This is a genomic window from Psychrobacter proteolyticus (genome assembly GCF_003350005.1).
In the GTDB taxonomy this organism is placed as follows: domain Bacteria; phylum Pseudomonadota; class Gammaproteobacteria; order Pseudomonadales; family Moraxellaceae; genus Psychrobacter; species Psychrobacter proteolyticus.
In genome coordinates, this window is record NZ_QLKS01000004.1 from 1 (window position 1) to 18,234 (window position 18,234).

General features: G+C 43.0%; 20 protein-coding genes. 13 read left to right on the forward strand and 7 right to left on the reverse strand.

Annotated features, from left to right (window positions below):
* Nucleotides 1-584 precede the first annotated feature (584 nt).
* The 4 genes from DXK30_RS09790 to DXK30_RS09805 all read left to right on the forward strand — a co-directional run bounded on the left by DXK30_RS09790 (nucleotide 585) and on the right by DXK30_RS09805 (nucleotide 2,982).
* Nucleotides 585-1,397: a M48 family metallopeptidase gene (locus tag DXK30_RS09790; protein ID WP_114701560.1), complete on the forward strand. Its 813-nt coding sequence runs from the start codon at nucleotides 585-587 to the stop codon at nucleotides 1,395-1,397.
* 268 nt (nucleotides 1,398-1,665) lie between these two features.
* Nucleotides 1,666-1,986 (forward strand): BolA family protein, encoded by a 321-nt coding sequence (locus DXK30_RS09795; RefSeq protein ID WP_114701561.1) that lies wholly within the window; start codon nucleotides 1,666-1,668, stop codon nucleotides 1,984-1,986.
* Between the two features lie 74 nt (nucleotides 1,987-2,060).
* Complete coding sequence (locus DXK30_RS09800) at nucleotides 2,061-2,420, forward strand: SirB2 family protein (RefSeq protein ID WP_114701562.1); 360 nt, start codon at nucleotides 2,061-2,063, stop codon at nucleotides 2,418-2,420.
* A gap of 166 nt (nucleotides 2,421-2,586) precedes the next feature.
* Nucleotides 2,587-2,982, forward strand: coding sequence for a hypothetical protein (locus DXK30_RS09805; RefSeq protein ID WP_114701563.1), 396 nt, complete (start codon nucleotides 2,587-2,589; stop codon nucleotides 2,980-2,982).
* A gap of 187 nt (nucleotides 2,983-3,169) precedes the next feature.
* On the opposite strand, the gene trxA is transcribed toward DXK30_RS09805, so the two are convergent.
* The 3 genes from trxA to DXK30_RS09820 all read right to left on the reverse strand — a co-directional run bounded on the left by trxA (nucleotide 3,170) and on the right by DXK30_RS09820 (nucleotide 5,277).
* Nucleotides 3,170-3,607 (reverse strand): thioredoxin, encoded by a 438-nt coding sequence (gene trxA, locus DXK30_RS09810; protein WP_114701564.1) that lies wholly within the window; start codon nucleotides 3,605-3,607, stop codon nucleotides 3,170-3,172.
* A gap of 147 nt (nucleotides 3,608-3,754) precedes the next feature.
* The gene (locus tag DXK30_RS09815) at nucleotides 3,755-4,375 is read right to left on the reverse strand and encodes a class I SAM-dependent methyltransferase (RefSeq protein WP_114701565.1); all 621 of its coding nucleotides are present in this window, start codon (nucleotides 4,373-4,375) and stop codon (nucleotides 3,755-3,757) included.
* Nucleotides 4,376-4,404: 29 nt separating this feature from the next.
* A complete protein-coding gene (locus DXK30_RS09820; protein WP_114701566.1) occupies nucleotides 4,405-5,277 on the reverse strand; it encodes an MBL fold metallo-hydrolase in 873 nt (290 codons plus the stop codon).
* A gap of 378 nt (nucleotides 5,278-5,655) precedes the next feature.
* On the opposite strand from DXK30_RS09820, the gene DXK30_RS09825 reads away from it, so the two are divergent.
* From DXK30_RS09825 to DXK30_RS09850, 6 genes are all read left to right on the forward strand, one after another.
* Nucleotides 5,656-5,943: an ArsR/SmtB family transcription factor gene (locus tag DXK30_RS09825; RefSeq protein WP_057761516.1), complete on the forward strand. Its 288-nt coding sequence runs from the start codon at nucleotides 5,656-5,658 to the stop codon at nucleotides 5,941-5,943.
* A 46-nt stretch (nucleotides 5,944-5,989) separates the two neighbouring features.
* Nucleotides 5,990-7,693, forward strand: a complete 1,704-nt coding sequence (locus DXK30_RS09830; protein ID WP_114701567.1) for a SulP family inorganic anion transporter — start codon at nucleotides 5,990-5,992, stop codon at nucleotides 7,691-7,693.
* Nucleotides 7,694-7,929: 236 nt separating this feature from the next.
* Nucleotides 7,930-8,256, forward strand: a complete 327-nt coding sequence (locus tag DXK30_RS09835) for a beta-lactamase hydrolase domain-containing protein (RefSeq protein ID WP_057761519.1) — start codon at nucleotides 7,930-7,932, stop codon at nucleotides 8,254-8,256.
* Between the two features lie 67 nt (nucleotides 8,257-8,323).
* Entirely contained in the window at nucleotides 8,324-8,656 is a 333-nt protein-coding gene (locus tag DXK30_RS09840) for a TIGR01244 family sulfur transferase (RefSeq protein ID WP_114701568.1), read from the forward strand.
* Nucleotides 8,657-9,032: 376 nt separating this feature from the next.
* The gene (locus tag DXK30_RS09845; RefSeq protein WP_114701569.1) at nucleotides 9,033-9,890 is read left to right on the forward strand and encodes a bile acid:sodium symporter family protein; all 858 of its coding nucleotides are present in this window, start codon (nucleotides 9,033-9,035) and stop codon (nucleotides 9,888-9,890) included.
* Nucleotides 9,891-10,085: 195 nt separating this feature from the next.
* Nucleotides 10,086-10,838, forward strand: a complete 753-nt coding sequence (locus DXK30_RS09850) for a glutathione S-transferase family protein (RefSeq protein ID WP_227670771.1) — start codon at nucleotides 10,086-10,088, stop codon at nucleotides 10,836-10,838.
* A 74-nt stretch (nucleotides 10,839-10,912) separates the two neighbouring features.
* Here the strand turns inward: DXK30_RS09850 and DXK30_RS09855 are convergent, their stop codons facing one another.
* Nucleotides 10,913-12,361 carry an alanine/glycine:cation symporter family protein gene (locus DXK30_RS09855; protein ID WP_114701571.1) on the reverse strand — a complete coding sequence of 483 codons (1,449 nt, stop codon included), beginning with the start codon at nucleotides 12,359-12,361 and terminating at the stop codon, nucleotides 10,913-10,915.
* 259 nt (nucleotides 12,362-12,620) lie between these two features.
* The gene (ahpF, locus tag DXK30_RS09860) at nucleotides 12,621-14,198 is read right to left on the reverse strand and encodes an alkyl hydroperoxide reductase subunit F (protein ID WP_114701572.1); all 1,578 of its coding nucleotides are present in this window, start codon (nucleotides 14,196-14,198) and stop codon (nucleotides 12,621-12,623) included.
* A 439-nt stretch (nucleotides 14,199-14,637) separates the two neighbouring features.
* On the opposite strand from ahpF, the gene DXK30_RS09865 reads away from it, so the two are divergent.
* On the forward strand, nucleotides 14,638-14,886 hold the full coding sequence (locus DXK30_RS09865; RefSeq protein ID WP_057761532.1) for a YdcH family protein: 249 nt from the start codon (nucleotides 14,638-14,640) through the stop codon (nucleotides 14,884-14,886).
* A 170-nt stretch (nucleotides 14,887-15,056) separates the two neighbouring features.
* Here DXK30_RS09865 and ahpC read toward each other — a convergent pair whose 3' ends face one another.
* Nucleotides 15,057-15,623 carry an alkyl hydroperoxide reductase subunit C gene (gene ahpC, locus DXK30_RS09870; RefSeq protein ID WP_057761534.1) on the reverse strand — a complete coding sequence of 189 codons (567 nt, stop codon included), beginning with the start codon at nucleotides 15,621-15,623 and terminating at the stop codon, nucleotides 15,057-15,059.
* 268 nt (nucleotides 15,624-15,891) lie between these two features.
* On the opposite strand from ahpC, the gene DXK30_RS09875 reads away from it, so the two are divergent.
* Complete coding sequence (locus DXK30_RS09875; RefSeq protein WP_057761536.1) at nucleotides 15,892-16,803, forward strand: hydrogen peroxide-inducible genes activator; 912 nt, start codon at nucleotides 15,892-15,894, stop codon at nucleotides 16,801-16,803.
* Between the two features lie 40 nt (nucleotides 16,804-16,843).
* On the forward strand, nucleotides 16,844-17,515 hold the full coding sequence (locus DXK30_RS09880) for an HD domain-containing protein (protein ID WP_114701573.1): 672 nt from the start codon (nucleotides 16,844-16,846) through the stop codon (nucleotides 17,513-17,515).
* Here DXK30_RS09880 and DXK30_RS09885 read toward each other — a convergent pair.
* Nucleotides 17,493-18,095 carry a methyltransferase domain-containing protein gene (locus DXK30_RS09885; protein WP_114701574.1) on the reverse strand — a complete coding sequence of 201 codons (603 nt, stop codon included), beginning with the start codon at nucleotides 18,093-18,095 and terminating at the stop codon, nucleotides 17,493-17,495. The genes DXK30_RS09880 and DXK30_RS09885 overlap by 23 nt on opposite strands.
* Nucleotides 18,096-18,234: the final 139 nt, after the last annotated feature.

Genomic DNA, 18,234 nt, shown 5'->3' on the forward strand with positions numbered 1-18,234 from the left:
AACTCTCGACCCCAACCTTGGCAAGGTTATGCTCTACCACTGAGCTATTCCCGCTTAGTATCAATTCGTAGCGTTGTTAACAACTACTCCGTCTCGATAGGCTGGCTATTTTAGCAAATATTCTGTGGGTGTCAACACCTTTTTTAGAATTTATTCCCAATATTTTTAGCCAGAGGCCCTTTCTATAGGATGAATCAACATAAGCAATTGATTTAAAAACAGGAATTAATTTTGATAAAATAAAAAATATTTCATATTAATTATAGATATTTGAGAGCACTCTTCAACTCCCCTAGCTTTATGGCGGTAATAAGACAATCGTTAAAAGAAAAACGCTCTATTTTTTGTTCTAAAAAAATATATCGCACTTACAATCATAGGCTCTATTGTTACTTTTCCTATCTTGGTTTTAAGTGGTTAACATTATTATACTTATGTCCAATGGCAGTTAAGGTAGACTTTTACTACTTAAGCCGCTGAATGAGCACTACTAAAAGATTGATAAAAACGGCTCCCACATTTGCTGTACTATTTTTCAACTTGTTTGACTTTACGTTTTTCCATCTTATAGAGAGGATAGTTTTATGAAAAAGTTATTAACCACGACAGTAATGGCCGCTTCGTTGTCAGCACTCACCTTAACTGGTTGTACCAGTACTACCAATTCTGGCGCAGTTGGTGTTGATCGTCAGCAGCTATTACTAGTTTCGAACGAGCAAGTACTACAGCTATCGGCTCAGAGCTATGCTCAGACGTTACAAGACGCAAAATCAAAAGGTGTGCTAGATACCAATACCGCTCAACTAAATCGCTTAAAGAATATTGCTAACCGTCTAGTCGGTCAAGTTGGCGTCTATCGCGCAGATGCAGCCAAATGGCAGTGGGAAGTACACACCATTAAATCTGACCAGTTAAATGCGTTTGTGATGCCAGGTGGTAAGGTGATGTTTTACTCAGGCATTATTGACCGTCTAAATTTAACAGATGACGAGATTGCTGCAATTATGGGGCATGAAATCTCTCATGCCCTACGTGAGCACTCACGCGAACGCATTTCACGCGAGTACGCCACTCAGACAGGTATCGGTGTTGCCGCTAGTATCTTTGGTCTATCACAAGGGCAAGCACAGCTAGCGAGCGTTGCTGGTGATTTAGGTCTAAGCCGCCCGCATAGTCGCACCCAAGAAAGTGAAGCCGATCAAATCGGTCTTGAGCTGATGGCACGTGCAGGTTACAACCCACAAGCCGCTATTACGCTTTGGCAAAAAATGCAACGTGCCAGCCAAGGCGAGCCACCACAATTCTTAAGCACTCACCCAACGAGCAGTAGTCGTATCTCTGAGCTACAATCATTGATGCCAAAAGTTATGCCTCTATATCAACAGTCGCGCCGTTAGTTAGCGGCTATTATGCTATAGCATATCTAAATATCATAAAAGCAAAGTACAGCTAAGGCGTTGTGCTTTGCTTTTTTAGTTATAGCCAGACATGGCAGGTTTTATAATTGGCAAGCCTTGTAATTGATAAGCATTGTGATCGGCAGGGTTTGCAATTGATCGGTTTGGCAATCGCACTCTATCCCGCTTACCGTGTCTGTTATAATGCTGATAAATATTATTTGCAGATTGCCCAATCAAATTGCGCAAAATACATTGAAGGATTGTTATGAGTACCACACCTACTGCCGACGCACTTCATGCCGAATTACAGGCGCTTGCGCCGCAGCACATCGAACTGATCAATGAATCGATGTCTCATTCAGGTTACTTTGAAGGTAAAGAAAGCCACTTTAAACTTACTATTGTTAGCGATGCATTTGAAGGCAAACGACTGGTCGGGCGGCATCAGCTGATATACGGCCTAGTCACGCCTTTACTCACTTCACAAGGCGGCCAAGTACATGCCCTAGCCATCCATGCCTGTACTCCGACAGAATGGCAAGGTCAAAGCCCTGCGAGTCCATTATGTGCCGGTCAAAACAAATAGCCGATTATGTTTGAATCGCAACTACATATTTTAAATTAGCCTATATACGGCAGTTTTAGAGGGAGCAATATTCAATGAAACACCTACATATGCTGATGGCAGCGCTAACTGTTGTGCTATTTTTATATCAAAGCTACTTAGTACTCAGCGCAGACCGCCGCGCACCACGAGCAGTCAAAATAGCCACGCATATCATCTATGCTTTGCTTATCCTGTCAGGTGCAATGATGCTAGTGCAATTGATGGGTGCCAACGCTCCTGTACAGTGGGTATTTGCCAAAATCATCTTACTTATCGCTGCTATTAGCTCAAGTATTAAAGCGTTTAAGGTTGATGCGACACCTGTGCAAAGAAAAACAGGTATTCTTATCGCTGCCGTTGCTTATATCGGGATCGTAATACTTGCCTTTGCCAAGCCAGCAAACTTATTTTAATAAGCGATTTTCTTTATTAACAAGCAACCGTTTTAGAAAGCTGTCGATGTGTTGATGACATGATGCGAAAATTTTTCATCATCGATGGATTTTCAATATCTTAATTGCGCTATTTTTGCTATCTTAAATAGATATAAATACAATCACTTAGCCTACTGGAGCCATTATGAAAACGTTTACGACAGCGACACTACTAGCTGGCATTTTTGCGCTCTCAGGCTGTGCCTCTACTGGTAACATCACCCCGCAATATGTACCGCCAAGTACTTATCAAAATTATAATTGCCAAGCACTTGGCCAAGAGTACACTCGCGTCAACCGCTATGTCGAAGCGACACGCAATGAACAATCTACGCTATCGGCATCAGGCGTCGGTGTTGGCGTCTCTGCTGGACGCTGGGGTATCTCGCCAAATATCAGCTTTGGTCTAGGCAAGAGCAACAATACCAAAGCACGCGATGCAAAATTATCGCGGCTCTACGGTGAGCGTGATGCCATTGTCCAGTCGGCGCGCATTCAGCGTTGCAGTTTTGCCAATGGCATCAAGATTTATGGTGAGTAAGTTTAAGCAAATGCAAGGCTATCTACACGACTAAGATAGTGTATGACACCGTCAAATAGTACATGACACAGCAAAAAAGCCAATATGCAGATCGCATATTGGCTTTTTTATTGCTACAGTTTTTTATAAGAAAACATGAGCGCTTGGATAAATAGCTTGAAGAATAGGCAATCTAGCCTGACTAATACTACGACTGTAAGCTTTGCACCCATTTGATGATTTGATGACTTGGTAACGCGCCTGATTTTCGAGCGACTTCTTTACCATTTCTAAAAGCAACCATTGTTGGTAAGCTGCGAATATTGTAAGGAGCAGCCGCCTGCTCATACTTATCCGTTTGTACCTTGGCAAAGACCACCTGCGGTAATTGGCTAGCAGCGCTCTTGAACTCTGGTGCCATCATGATGCAAGGCTGACACCAGCTCGCCCAAAAATCTACGATAGTCAGCACATCGTTCTTGTGGATAACCCTATTGGCTGTTTGCGCATTTAGCTCATGCGGACTGGCAGTCAATAATGGCTGGCCACATTTACCGCATTTTGGCGCAGCGCTTAGTCGTGCAGCAGGCACACGGTTGGTTGCTTGGCAATGTGGGCATACTAGATGAAAACTTTGCTCACTCATTATTTAATTCCTATTCTAATTATTTTGTTGTTTCAAATACTGTTCATGAACGCTCTTATCTAAAAGCTATTTACGTTGCTTGCTGTAGTTATAGTCTCGTCGCGTTGATTGGTAAATAATTTTAGCATAGTTAATTGGGCTTATCCTTTATGCGATTTGCTGTGCCACACCGCTATACACATAGCTCATTGGTCTTGGGCCGGGCAAATACGCTTCGCTCAACTCATCAATAGCAAACCCACCTTCTCTGATAAGCGCCGGAATATCGCGATCTAAATGACACCCACCTGCTATAGGTTTCCAAAAAGGTGTCAATCGATGCTGCCAACGCTCAACAGAAGAGTCTGGTGCCAGTCCATGCTCACAAAATAATAATCGACCGCTAGGTTTTAACACACGTGCCATTTCTCGAAGCGCCGCTACTGGGTCATCAATACTGCACAAGGTAAAAGTCATTACAATCGTATCAAACTGATCTGTATCAGCATGGATACCTTGTACATCGACAGCTATCACTTCAACCGGAATGCCAATGTCAGCCGCACGCTCACGAGCCAGCGACTGCATTTGAGCTGCTGGATCCACACCGATAATAGAAGAGACTTTGTCAGGATCATAAAACTGCAAATTCAGACCGCTACCAATGCCAATCTCCAACACCTTACCGATCGCTTGCGGAACAATTTTGGAACGCGCTTTCATCACATTACCCGTACTACAGGCAATATCTATCATCTTTGGCAACACGTAGCGCTCGTAAGGGTTCATTGCTCTCTCCGGTTATTGCACTGTTTAACTTATCCACCAAGGACATTGATCGGGACTTTTAGATAGCGCGTACCATTGTCTTCTGGCTCGGGAAAATGTCCTGCATCAATATTGATTTGTACAGCAGGAATGATAAGGCGAGGCATATCTAGAGTCGCATCACGGCGCTCACGCATCTGTACAAACTCCGCTTCGTTTATACTGTCTTTGACATGGATGTTTTCTAGTTTTTGCGCGGCTACTGTCGTCGTTGGGCAGTGTTGACGACCTTTGCTTGGATAATCATGACACAGATACATGACCGTATCTTCAGGAAGTGCTAGCAGCTTCTGAATAGACTGATAGAGTGTTTTGGCATCACCACCAGGGAAATCGCAGCGTGCTGTACCGACATCAGGCGCAAACAACGTATCCCCAACGAATACCACTGTTTTCTCATCATCAGCGGCTAGATAGGCCATATCGGCACGCGTATGACCGGGTACATACATCGCAGTGATAGTAATGTTACCAAGCTCTAAGGTCTCACCTTCGTCTGTCAGAATATCAAACTGGCTAGCATCAGTGCGGAAGCTAGTGTCAAAGTTAAAAATTTGCTTAAAGATTTTTTGTACTTCGGTGATATGCTGACCGATGACTAACTGTCCGCCAAGGCTTTCTTTTACATGGATGGCCGCTGATAAATGATCTGCGTGCGCATGGGTCTCGATAATGTACTTGAGCGTCCAATCCTGCTCACGTACAAACTCAATCACTTCATCGACACTGCTGGTATTGGTTCTGCCTGACTTAGCATCGAAGTTCAATACAGGATCGACAATGGCGCATAATTTTTGCTCAGTATCAGCAAGTACGTGGGTATAGGTTTCTGTATCGCTATCTAAAAAAGAATGAACTTGCATGGCGGCCTCTTCAATTATTTATACATAAGTTATTTATACATATTTTGGTCATAGGGATTTTTATCTTTAATTAACCCTTAAGTATGATATTCAGTCGTATATAATGCGTTCCTACGACTTATCTGATGCCACCAATATAACAACCACTATACAATTTATCAATTTATATAATGTAATTAATGATAACTTGCTATGTGGCGTGATATCATTGATAATCAACTATATATTGTTCAAAACATCATGGCATTTGTTACCCTCTAATGTAAGGAATTTGTTCTGACTACTTCTATTTCAGCCGAAGGTACACCTACTCGCAGTACCACTGACGATGGGTCATCTGATACTGCAGATTTAGTACCTGCCGATCTTGCCAAGCAAATGCAGCAAGCATCGCTACAAGCCAGCCAACTATTAAAGTCGCTATCGCACCCCGATCGCCTACTTCTTCTCTGTCAATTGACTCAAGGTGAATATTGCGTCGGTGAGCTGGAAGACTTGGTCGGGGTTGGGCAGCCGAGCTTATCGCAGCAATTGGGTATATTGCGTAAAGATGAGCTGGTCGCCACACGCCGCGAAGGGAAGCAAATTTACTATAGTATCGCAAGCGAGGATGCGCTAGCTGTACTCGATCTACTGTATCAACGTTTTTGTGCCAAAGCAGAATAACGCCGCCCTCGCCTAATTACTTGTATTATCTACTGTGGTGATTGATATGTCCTCTATCGTCGCTCGTCTGATTCCAGCTTGGCTGCGTCAATACCAGCTCTCAGCGTTGCCGACTGATCTCGTCGCAGGCATAGTCGTGGGCGTGTTGGTCATACCGCAGAGCCTAGGTTACGCAGTGCTTGCAGGACTGCCGCCTGTCTATGGCCTATATGCAGCGATCGTACCGGTCCTCGTTTATGCTTGGCTCGGCTCTAGCAACGTGCAAGCCGTAGGGCCCGTTGCCATTACCGCCATCATGACTGCCAGTGGCCTACTGCCTTACGCTGAGCAAGGTACTGAACAGTATGCTCTGATGGCCAGCCTATTGGCACTGATGGTAGGTGCACTGCTATGGATAGCAGGCAGATTAAAACTTGGCTGGATCATGCAGTTTATCAGTCGCGGCGTGTCTGCAGGGTTTGTAAGCGGTGCAGCGGTCCTTATATTTGTCAGTCAGCTCAAATATCTGACAGACATTCCGGTCACTGGCAATAGTTTGATTGGTTATTTGACTACCATGCAGCGCTATGCCAGCCAGCTGCATCCATTGACCTTGGCTATCGGTATTACCGCATTTGCGCTATTGGTTGCCAATCGCTATGCAAGTGAGTGGATATGGCAGACGTGGCTATCATCGTCGTATGCAAAATGGGCAGAGCGCTTATTTCCGCTTATTTTACTTGGCATTGCTATCGTACTTAGTATGGTACTGCATTGGAGCACATATGGTGTGGCGACCATCGGTCGTATTCCACAAGGGCTGCCGAGCTTTACTTTACCGCATATCTCAGACCTACAAGAAGCACTGAAGCTTTTGCCGACCGCAGGATTGATGGCACTAATCGTATTTGTGTCGAGCAGTTCAGTTGCCAGCACCTATGCTCGCTTGCGTGGTGAGAGCTTTGATGCCAATCGTGAGTTAACTGGACTTGGACTGGCCAATCTGTCTGGTGGACTGTTCCAAAGTTTTGCGGTTGCAGGAGGTTTTTCGCGTACGGCTATCAATGCCGACTCAGGCGCGAAGACACCACTTGCCAGTCTCGTCACCGTATTGGTGATGATTGCCGCGCTCATAGCCTTTAGCAATGCGCTAGCCCCACTGCCCTATGCACTACTGGGCGCAACTATCATGGCCTCCATCATTGGCTTGATAGATATTGCGACGTTGAAATCTGCATGGCAGCGCGATCGCTTAGATGGTGCTAGCTTTTTGGCCGCGTTCGTCGGTGTTCTGATATTTGGGCTAAACACGGGACTGGTCATTGGCCTAATGGTGTCATTCGCCAGTCTCATCTGGCAGTCGAGTAAGCCGCACGTGGCTGTCGTTGGACAGTTGGGCGGTACAGGACATTTTCGTAATATCAATCGCCATGACGTCGTAACGTTTGACAAATTATTGATGTTGCGTATCGATGAGAGTCTGTTCTTTGGTAATAGTGAATCTGTACATCGACGCATCCTCAATGCCATGCAGCAATATCCAGATGCCAATGAAATAGTATTGATTATGGCTGCCGTCAATCACATAGATTTGACCGCTCAAGAAATGCTTTGCACCTTAAACCACGAGTTAGCGTTACAGAACAAGCGCTTACATTTTAGCTTTATCAAAGGTCCTGTGATGGACATTATCGGTCACACCCCATTGATTAGCGAGCTATCAGGGCAAGTCTATCTGAGTACTTTAGATGCTGTAGATGCGTTAAAATAATCTATAGTTTGACCACAATGAAGTTGTTGCGACATTAACTTCTCTCGTCCTCAATTACTATTGTCGCCTACAACACAATATCGCTATGATAGCGCCTGTGTTATGCTAGACGCACTAAATAGGGAATCAATTAACCTAGAAATCGACCTAAAAAATGCTGATTTATAGTCCTTTGATATTCTTAGCCCAAACTTCAATAATAAATATACCTTAACAAATATAACTGAACCTATTTTATGACCGATGATTTAACGATTTATAAGCAAATATACCCAAGCCAATGCGTTAAGATTGCTGAGCTTGGTTATCGCTCAGTGCTTAATATTCGCCCAGATGCCGAGATTGAAACACAGCCTAATAGCTGCGATTTGGCAACGGCTACCGAACAGGCAAACCTAGCGTATCAGCATCTACCGTTTGATGATGAGCGCCTAAGTATGCTAACGGTCGAGCAGTTTGCCGATTTCTATCACTCAATGCCCAAGCCTATATTAATGTTTTGCGGTACTGGGGCACGCGCCAAGCTACTGTACCAAAGTGCATTGATGCAAGGTCTGTTATAACAACAACCGTCGCTCGAACCAACACGTTTTATAAACCCAACAACACCAATAAAAAAAAGGAGCTCTTATGAGCCATGCAGTTAGCTTTACCGGACAAATCACGCCTGACCAAGTGCCTATGATTGCCGAAAATGGTTTCAAAACCATTATCAACAACCGTCCTGATGGTGAAGAGCCAAATCAGCCAACCAGTGCCGAAATCGAAGCAGCAGCCAAAGAAGCTGGACTTGCTTATAAAGAGATTTCTTTTGCAGGTAATGAGCTGAATCAAACTCACGTCGAAACGTTTGCAGATTTCTTTAATCAAGCTGAGCAGCCGATGCTGATTTTTTGCCGCACGGGTAACCGCTCAAACGGTATCTATGAAGCAGCTAAGCAAATGGATTTACTAGACGACTAGTGCAGAATAAGTAGACTAGAAAGTTAGCGTATTTAGCCCACAGAATCTTGTGGGCTTTTTACTGCGTTTATCATTATGCTCAAAGCATCATTAGCCACAAACAACCCAATCACTTCCCGATAGCTTCCAACAACCTCGACCAACCTCGACCAACCTCAATAGTCACGACAAGTGGGTTACTATACGAGCGTATTACCGCTATTATCATTTGATAGGCTTGATCTAGCTTAGTGGTTGAGACACCTAAATAGCTAGACGATTAAATACCAAAACACATGGATTGTGAGCAGCTGTATAGTGACCAAGGTTGCCCCGCTGCTATTTACTTTCAAAAAGCCATCTTGATATGGCATTTTAGTTTTACAAGGAATGTTTGATGAATAATACCGCGCTAGCATTACTGCCACTAGCCCTTGCCTACATTATGTTCACCCTCGGAGCAGGACTAAAACTTAGTGATTTTAAGGTCATTGCCAAATATCCAAAAGCGTTCTTTGTCGGCTTAATCAATCAAGTTGTGTTGGTACCGTTGGTTGCGCTAGCAGTCGTGTTAGTAACGGCTCCGCCACCAGCGATTGCTTTTGGGATTATGCTGATTAGTTTTTGCCCCGGCGGCGTCACTAGTAACATGCTGACCTACTATGCCAAAGGAAATGTCGCGCTCTCTATCGCGCTGACTGGTGTGGTCAGCATATTGTCGGTGATCACATTGCCCATTTTAATTACGTTAGCTTTTGATCATTTTATGAAAGATCAGGCGAACTCTATTAGCGCGATAAAGATTGGCCTAGTCATGTTCTTATTGACCACATTGCCCGTATCTCTTGGTATGCTTGCTCGCCACAAATTTACTGACTTTATGGTACGTCGTAGTAGTCTTCTAAACGGCTTGGCCAGCGTATTTTTTGTCTTAATTGTCTTCGCTGCTATTGCCTCTAACTGGCAACTACTACAATCACAGTTCACTCAAATTGGTTTAGAACTTATCTTTATCATTGCTATTTTATTTGCTATTAGCATCCTAATCTCTAGAGTCCTAAAGCTTAGCTGGTTTGATACCAAAACCATCTCGATAGAAACCAGTATCCAAAATAGTACGACGGCTATTACCTTAGCCCCTATCATCATGGGTGTGAGCACACTGCCCGTTATTGCGCTGCCTGCTGCTTTGTACGGTGTGCTGATGTATGTCGTTGCGCTGCCTGTTATTTTCCTAATTAAAAACAAGAACTGATGATAGCGAATGTAAGAAATAAAAAGCGCACTTCTAAATAAGTTCCCGTCTAAATAAGCGCCTTTCCAAACATTGGATGTGCGCTTTTTTTGGAATAGGATTTAAATGATAGCAATATGGCTCGGTTTATAGACTGGTCAATACTCAATATTAAGTACATAATAAAATGCTACTGTTATCGCTTAATAGGACTCTATGATGCAAAAGCCGCTATTAATTATTGGGAATAAAAACTACTCCTCTTGGTCGCTACGAGCGTGGCTATTGCTCAAAGCATTCAATGTTGATTTTGATGAGCAACTTATTGAGTTATTTCATCCATCAGCACGTCCAACGCTTGAAGCGCATTCACCAACGGGTAGAGTGCCTATTTTAGTCTATGGTGAAAAAGATAATAAAGTAGCCGTTTGGGACACTTTAGCGATTGCTATGCATGTCAATGAGTACTTTACGGATATTGATATTTGGACAGGTATTGATAAATCCAACGTTGAAAAACGCAATAATAATCAAAGTAGAATAAATAGCGCCTATTGCCAAAGCATCGTGACTGAGATGCATTCGGGATTGACAGGCATTCGTAATGAGATGCCGATGAATATACGAGCAACGGCTAAGATACAACCAAGTAATGCTTGTTTGGCTGATATTACTCGTATCGAAGACATCTTTGCCGATTGTTTAAAAAGTCGCTCAGCAGACAGTTTCTTATTCGGAGATTTCACAGCAGCTGATGTGTTTTTCGCTCCAGTGGTGCTGCGATTACAGACTTATGCTGATGCATCTAATATTACTTTGCAGCCACCGACCAAGCAGTATTGCCAAACTATGTTAAATCATCCACACATACAGGCGTGGCAACAATCAGCACTGACAGAAACTCGTATTATTGAAGAAGATGAAGCAGGCAAGATAATGTCGATAGCTGGCATATTGGCGAATAAATAGTATCTTACATAAAAAAACCACTTCAACTCAGTTAAAGTGGTTTTTTCTTTCATGAGAAATAAAGCCTACAGGTACTACTGTTTTTGGTCTAAGGCTTCTTTCACTGCTTTTTTACCCCATGCGCTCAAATCGAGATCCAGTTTTTCATACTCTTGTGCATCAAACAACGGCTCTTTAACCCCTGATCTTAACTGACTTGCAAAGTCGTCAAGTAGACGCTTAGCTCGTGGAAACAACATTATTAAGGCCAATAAGTTTGCTAGCGCTAGCACACCCATCAACGGATCCGCAAAGAAGAACACTGCGGTTGCTGCAGGAGCCACTGCGCCCAAGAATAATACCGCAATCACCACAACTCGCAAAACCAGAGTCGCCATTTTGATATTCTTTTTGACCAAGAAATTAATGGCATTTTCACCCATATAATAGTTATACATGATAGAGCTTAGGGCAAATAGCAATATCGATATGGTCAGGATATACTGCGCCCAATCCCCAAGCTGGGTCGTTAGCGCCTGCTGTGCCAGTACAATACCATCGACTTCAGCACCTGGTTGATACACGCCGCTCAGTAAAATCATAAATGCGGTGGCACTACATACGATTATCGTATCAATAAATACAGATAATGACTGTGAGATACCTTGACTAACAGGATGAGTGGCGTAAGCGGTGGCAGCAATATTAGGCGCAGAACCTAGACCTGCTTCATTAGAGAATAAACCACGCTTCATGCCTTGCTCAATTGCCACACCAATACCACCGCCCACGACAGATTCAATGCCAAAAGCATTTTTGACAATCATTACCATCAGTGCAGGCAGTTCTGTAAAGTTAAACGCAATAATAATAAGTGCCATACTGATATAGATTAATGCCATAACAGGAATGACAACGTCGGCTACTTTTGCAATGCGCTGAATACCGCCAAAGACAATAAATCCACCTGCAATCACCAGAACCAGACCCGTTATCCAGCGGTCAATCCCAAAGCTTTCAAGCGCTGAGCCTGCTACCGTGTTGCCCTGGAACGCCACAAACCCGATAGAAAAAGACAGTAGTAGCGAGATCGCATAAATAACAGCAAGCCAGCGATAGTCTTTACCTAACCCATGTAAAATATAGGTCGCAGGGCCACCGCGAAAGTTACCATCAGTATCTCTACGCTTGTAAAGCTGGGCTAAGCTACATTCCACAATGCTAGTCATCATGCCAATTAAGGCCACAACCCACATCCAGAATACCGCTCCCGGTCCTCCTAAGGAGATGGCAACAGCAACGCCAGCAATGTTACCGCCGCCTACACGTCCACCGATAGAAACGAGCAACGCCTGACGGGCAGAGATTCCGTCATCTCCTACTTCATCCGTTTTGAACACACGGAACATACGTTTAAAATATCTAAACTGGGCAAACCTACCTACGATGGTAAATAATAAACCAAAGATAATTAGCATAGGCACGAGCGCCCAGCCCCACGTTAGATCCCCGATTAGGGCGAAAAAAGCTTCAATGTATTCCATGCCTACTTTCCTTATAGTTCATGACGCTATGATAGGTTTTATTGCATACATTATTGCATCAACAACACGATTTTGTAATGCAAATGTCGAATTTGTAACGTAAATACTGATATTTTCTGAGTGAAGTCGCGTTATTGGCTAACGCAAATGACCATTTTCTAGATATCAGGATTTGTTCTATAGAGACGTATTTATACGACAGCATAAAAAGACCACCTCAACCGAGGTGGTCTTTTATACTGAAACTAAACTGAACAACTTACTGCATGACTAGGTATTCAAAGGCTGACAATGCTGCTTTACTACCTTCACCCATCGCAATGTTAATCTGCTTAAATGGTACGGTGGTTACGTCCCCACAAGCGAAGATACCTTTACGATCTGTACGGCAGCGCTCATCGATTTCGATCTCACCAAAGCGGTTTAGATCAACGAATCCTTTGATGAATCCAGTGTTTGGTACTAAACCAATCTGTACAAACACCCCTGCTAAATCACGCTCATGAGTCTCACCTGTGCTGCGATCTTGGTAGACGATAGAAGATACTTTACCATCAGTCGCTTTGATCTCTTGTGTTACTGCACCAGTAATGAACTCAATGTTGGTTTTCTCTTTAGCTTTATTGATCAGTACTTGGTCAGCTTTTAACTCATCAGCGAACTCGAGTACAGTAACGTGATTGACGATACCTGCCAGATCCAATGCTGCCTCAACGCCTGAGTTACCACCGCCGATCACTGAGATGTCTTTACCTTTGAAGAATGGGCCATCACAATGCGCACAGAAAGCCACACCTTTACCGATATTCTCTTCTTCGCCCGGTACACCAAGCTTTCTCCACTGAGCACCTGTCGCTAAGATAATACTACGAGTATTAAATGTCTCACCAGTGTTTAGGTGAATACTGTAGTTCTCTTCTTCAGTCTCGCCAATTTCTTTAACGCTCACATGCTCTTTTAATGTGATGTTGTATTCAGCCAAGTGCTTAACAAAGTTGGTCGATAAATCTGTACCATTGGTTAGCGGCACTGAAATCAAGTTTTCGATATCTTGCGTGTCTTTTACCTGTCCACCGATACGGTCAGCGACCATCGTAACTTTTAAGCCTTTACGCGCTGTATAAATAGCAGCAGCCACACCTGCAGGGCCAGCACCGATGATAGTAACGTCTTGCTGCTCTAATTGCTCAGCATCGTCTTCTACTTCTGACAATAAGTCAGGGAACTGCTCTTGCAATTTTCCGATCAATTTAGCAGTGTCGATTAAGCCGTTAGCAAATGGTTTACCATTCAAAAATACAGCTGGTACACCTTGGATTTTATTCGCTTCTACTTGCTCTTGGAACAATGCACCGTCGATCATCTCATTACTGATACCATCGTTTAGTAGCGCAAACTGGTTCAATGCCTGAACGACTTCTGGGCAGCTATGGCATGACAATGACACGTAGGTCTGGAACTGTAGCGGCTTATTAAAGCGCTTAACTAGCTTTTGGATACCTTCATCCAACTTTAGCGTATGACCACCCGCTTGCAAAATCGCCAAAATCAATGACGTAAACTCATGACCACCTGGGATACCGCTAAATACAATACCAGTATCATCTGATGCGCCATCAATGTGGCTGACTACTTTAAAACTAATCGCACTTGGCAAACTATCGTCAGTTGCTTCTGCATCGAAGTTAATTTTGTCTGTTGTTCCAGCAATCTTGGTCAAAAAATCTACCAATTCTGCACGTTTTGCATGCGTACCATTACCTAATACAAAGGTAATTGGGCGTGTCATATTTTCGCTATAGCTCTTAACGGCATCTAATAAATTCTGATCTATCATGTTTGTTCCTCATTATGACTGAATATGTAACGGCAGCTGTCATGCTACGCGTCTAAATATGAAATAGTTGGTGTTAATAATTTTGTATAAAAGGTTGTATATAGTGGGCTCTTGCCCTTTGATGTGTCTATTATCAAGCGTTTAGCGAGTTTCGGCAAGCTGAGAAATTCAAACTTTATGTTTTATAAAACCAATCGTTTATTAACTTAAATAATTAAATATAAATACATAAGCAAATGATAGTGATGGTACATGGTCTATTTTTTCGCTACAATCGAATGGTATTGATAGCAATATGCATTATCAATATCGTGAAGTAACTACCTTTATTACCATTAAACTTTCACCCCTTCCAAAAAAAGTCTCACCATCATAAGCGTCTTAACCATAACGTGCTTACGCTTATTCTAAGCTTGCACTAAATAACAAGGATGACAACATGACAATGACAGACACATGGCAAGATCACAGTGATATTATCGATGAGCTCAAGCAAAAGGACACACATTTTGCGAGTATCTTTGACGAGCATACGACTCTAGATAGGCAAATTAATAAGCTTGAAAACGATGTGGTCAAGCATGCCAGTCGCGATGAAGAAATTGAACAAATGAAACGACGAAAGCTACAGCTCAAAGACGAGATTTATAAAACTATTGATAAAAATAAAGCACAGTCTCGCGCTTAATATTGCGCCTATACTTAGAGATATGCTTAAAAAACAATACTAACAATACCTATGCTTAAGACGTAAAAAGACCCCATTAACTTATGTTAATGGGGTCTTTATTTGTAGCACTGACTTAAATCAGATGTTTAAGATACAGCGCTACTTTTATCTAAGTATAAAATAACTACTTAGATTTTACCAACTAGGTCAAGACTTGGCTTCAATGTGTCACCGCCTTGTTCCCAAGCTGCTGGGCAAACTTCGCCATCGTTTTCGCGAACATATTGTGCTGCTTTTACTTTACGTAGCATGTCTTTTGCACTACGGCCGATACCGCCAGCATGGATTTCAGCGACTTGGATCAAACCATCAGGATCTACTAAGAATGTACCGCGCTCAGCCAAACCTGCTTCTTCAATCATGACGTTGAAGCCACGAGTGATTTTACCAGTAGGATCGCCAATCATTGGGTATTGTACTTTACCGATAGCTTCTGAAGAATCATGCCATGCTTTGTGCGTGAAATGTGTGTCAGTAGATACTGAGTATACTTCAACACCAAGACCTTTTAGCTCGTCATAATGAGCGGCCATGTCTTCTAGCTCAGTTGGGCAAACAAACGTGAAATCAGCTGGGTAAAATAGGAAAATCGCCCAGTTGCCTTTTACGTCTTCTGAGGTGATGGTTTTGAACTCACCGTTTACATATGCATCTGCTGAAAATTCTGGGATTTCTTGATTGATGATAGACGCCATGGTTGGCTCCTCTATAGTTAAGTAAATTGGAAATTATTTATATGGTTTTTTCAATTAGCCCTCTAGCTCTCTGGGCTACCTGACAAACTATACGCGAATTCTATGGTTAATCCAGTTAAAAGTTTTTAATGTGATGTTTTGTTTTATTAAACTTGTTAAACTATTATCTCTACATTTTATCATTGGTGCTGAATTGGTAATTTGCTACCTTATAAAGGTTGACCAAACATAATAAATTGCATTAAAAACCCATTAAAAGAGAGGTTTTATGATTACTTTACGACAACTTGAGTTTGCCCTAGCCGTCGCCAAACATCGTCATTTTAAACGTGCTGCTGAGGATTGCAATATCTCGCAATCTGCACTGAGTTTGGGTATCGCAGAATTAGAAAAACAGCTAGATACTCAGATTTTTGAGCGTAATAATAAGCAGGTATTGATTACCCCTATCGGTCAAGACATTCTCACGCGTGCGCAGCGAGTGTTTTCTGAAGTGAGCGATTTGACCACGCGTGCTCATAGCCATCAGACACCACTTGCCTATCCTATGACTGTCGGTATCATTCCAACGATTGCGCCTTATTTGCTACCAAAAGTACTGCCTGCGCTGCGTGCTCAGTATCCAGAATTCCGCATGACCATCGTCGAACAACAGACAGAACGTTTGCTTGAGCAAGTACGCTACGGTCATATCGATACGGCTATCATTGCGCTACCGTATGCGGTAGATGGGCTACATAGTTTTGAGTTTTGGAGTGAAGACTTCTTTGCCGTGTTTCCAAAAGACGACATACATGCCAAGCTTGATACCATCAATGCTGACGAACTGGCAACTGCCAATCTGATGTTACTTGGCGAAGGTCATTGCTTAACGGACCAGACGCTGTCTGTCTGTCATTTCGACCGCGCACAAATGAAATCAAGCTTTTCAGATGCCAGTTTAAATACTTTGATTCAAATGGCACTTGCCAATATGGGCACAACGCTAGTGCCTGAAATGGCGCTCGATCAGCTACACCTGCAAAACCAAAATGCCGTCGCCATACCATTGGCTGAAGACGGGCCGCATCGCCATATTGCCTTTGTCACCCGTCTGAACTATGCGCGTGTCGATGATGTTAGCTTGCTTGGTGACGTGTTTAATAAAGCATTTAAAGACGCAGTAGCTAATAAAGAATAACCAAACCATTTTTACCACGGTCATAGTGAAAAAATGACATATGAAAACTGCCTCAAATAAGCATGATGAGCTTGGCAAGTGCTTTGCACAGCATTTGTCAGCTATGACCAGCGATATCTCGCCAAAGCAAATAGATAGACTTTGGCAATATATCGTGACGCGCTATGGCGAACCACAACGTGCTTATCATACACTCAATCACATTGAGCAGCTCTTGGTACAGTTTGAAAGTATTAAGCACCATCTGTCTGAGCCGCATATCATTGCATTGGCACTGTACTATCATGATGTGATTTACGACCCAACACGCTCCGACAACGAGCTGCAAAGTGCAGATTTTGCAACAGCTGCCTTGAGCCCTTATCTCAGTCCAGAGCAATGCCAACAGATCCACGCTCTCATTATGATGACGGCTAATCATCAGATAGATACATTAATAGACAGTGACAAATATAACGATGCGGCATATTTGTTAGATATGGATTTGAGTATTTTGGGTGTGCCTTGGTCTGGATATGAGCAGTATGCAAAGGCGATACGTCAAGAATACAAGCATATCGCAGATAACAACTACAGTGATGGGCGCACTGCAGTGTTACAAGGATTACTAGCACATCCCAAACTCTATCTGACTGACCATTACTATGAGCAGTTAGAAACACAAGCTCGAGATAATATCAAGCACGAGCTTACTTTACTTGCAGCTTTATAAATAGCTCACTACCCTGCCGTGCTGGATGTGAATTATAGCTAGGCTCCATAATCTCGATATCAAAATGACTTTGAAAACGCTGCTGGTACTCTTCCTTTGTACCACCAAACGGTGGCTCTTCTCGTCCAAAATCCGTATCGAATAACAACCCAACCAGTTTACCTTGTGGCTTTAACAGCATTGCCATCTGTTGCACGTATTCATCACGTCGCGATGGATTGATCGCACAAAAAAACGTCTGCTCAAGTATCCAATCAAATTGACACTGCTCAGCTGACAAACTAAAAAAATCCGCACAGATCAGGTGCTCAGAGGGGAAAGTAGGATAACGCTCTACAAACGTCTCAATCGGTGCAGGGGCAAAGTCAACCAGCGTAATATTGGTAAAACCTTGCTCATATAAGTAACCCACTTCATAGGCGTTACCTGCACCTGGCACTAATATCGCCTGATCTTTCGCGCTTTCAGGTAGCTGGTCGATATATGCTTTGAGCGGTGGTGATACCTGCCCCATATCCCAACCGATGCTGTTCTTCTCATAACGCTGCTGCCAAAACTCCGCTTGGTTGACATGTTCCATATGACATCCCTGTATATAAACCTATTGTTTAAACGAAACGATTTGTACCGTTATTCCTTATCATATCAGGCTTATTTAGGCGTGTCCTTATTTTAAAGGTGTGTCCCTATTTTAAAAAATGATGATAAAAATAGGACTT

Bases quoted from the DNA above. Each gene is read 5' to 3' on its own strand.
- trxA (WP_114701564.1), bottom strand. From the start codon at position 3,607: ATGAGTGAGCAAAGTTTTCATCTAGTATGCCCACATTGCCAAGCAACC.
- DXK30_RS09850 (WP_227670771.1), top strand. From the start codon at position 10,086: ATGATGCAAAAGCCGCTATTAATTATTGGGAATAAAAACTACTCCTCT.
- DXK30_RS09885 (WP_114701574.1), bottom strand. From the start codon at position 18,095: ATGGAACATGTCAACCAAGCGGAGTTTTGGCAGCAGCGTTATGAGAAG.
- DXK30_RS09795 (WP_114701561.1), top strand. From the start codon at position 1,666: ATGAGTACCACACCTACTGCCGACGCACTTCATGCCGAATTACAGGCG.
- DXK30_RS09805 (WP_114701563.1), top strand. From the start codon at position 2,587: ATGAAAACGTTTACGACAGCGACACTACTAGCTGGCATTTTTGCGCTC.
- ahpF (WP_114701572.1), bottom strand. From the start codon at position 14,198: ATGATAGATCAGAATTTATTAGATGCCGTTAAGAGCTATAGCGAAAAT.
- DXK30_RS09845 (WP_114701569.1), top strand. From the start codon at position 9,033: ATGAATAATACCGCGCTAGCATTACTGCCACTAGCCCTTGCCTACATT.
- DXK30_RS09875 (WP_057761536.1), top strand. From the start codon at position 15,892: ATGATTACTTTACGACAACTTGAGTTTGCCCTAGCCGTCGCCAAACAT.
- DXK30_RS09835 (WP_057761519.1), top strand. From the start codon at position 7,930: ATGACCGATGATTTAACGATTTATAAGCAAATATACCCAAGCCAATGC.
- ahpC (WP_057761534.1), bottom strand. From the start codon at position 15,623: ATGGCGTCTATCATCAATCAAGAAATCCCAGAATTTTCAGCAGATGCA.
- DXK30_RS09820 (WP_114701566.1), bottom strand. From the start codon at position 5,277: ATGCAAGTTCATTCTTTTTTAGATAGCGATACAGAAACCTATACCCAC.
- DXK30_RS09825 (WP_057761516.1), top strand. From the start codon at position 5,656: ATGCAGCAAGCATCGCTACAAGCCAGCCAACTATTAAAGTCGCTATCG.
- DXK30_RS09865 (WP_057761532.1), top strand. From the start codon at position 14,638: ATGACAATGACAGACACATGGCAAGATCACAGTGATATTATCGATGAG.
- DXK30_RS09840 (WP_114701568.1), top strand. From the start codon at position 8,324: ATGAGCCATGCAGTTAGCTTTACCGGACAAATCACGCCTGACCAAGTG.
- DXK30_RS09790 (WP_114701560.1), top strand. From the start codon at position 585: ATGAAAAAGTTATTAACCACGACAGTAATGGCCGCTTCGTTGTCAGCA.
- DXK30_RS09815 (WP_114701565.1), bottom strand. From the start codon at position 4,375: ATGAACCCTTACGAGCGCTACGTGTTGCCAAAGATGATAGATATTGCC.
- DXK30_RS09855 (WP_114701571.1), bottom strand. From the start codon at position 12,361: ATGGAATACATTGAAGCTTTTTTCGCCCTAATCGGGGATCTAACGTGG.
- DXK30_RS09830 (WP_114701567.1), top strand. From the start codon at position 5,990: ATGTCCTCTATCGTCGCTCGTCTGATTCCAGCTTGGCTGCGTCAATAC.
- DXK30_RS09800 (WP_114701562.1), top strand. From the start codon at position 2,061: ATGAAACACCTACATATGCTGATGGCAGCGCTAACTGTTGTGCTATTT.
- DXK30_RS09880 (WP_114701573.1), top strand. From the start codon at position 16,844: ATGAAAACTGCCTCAAATAAGCATGATGAGCTTGGCAAGTGCTTTGCA.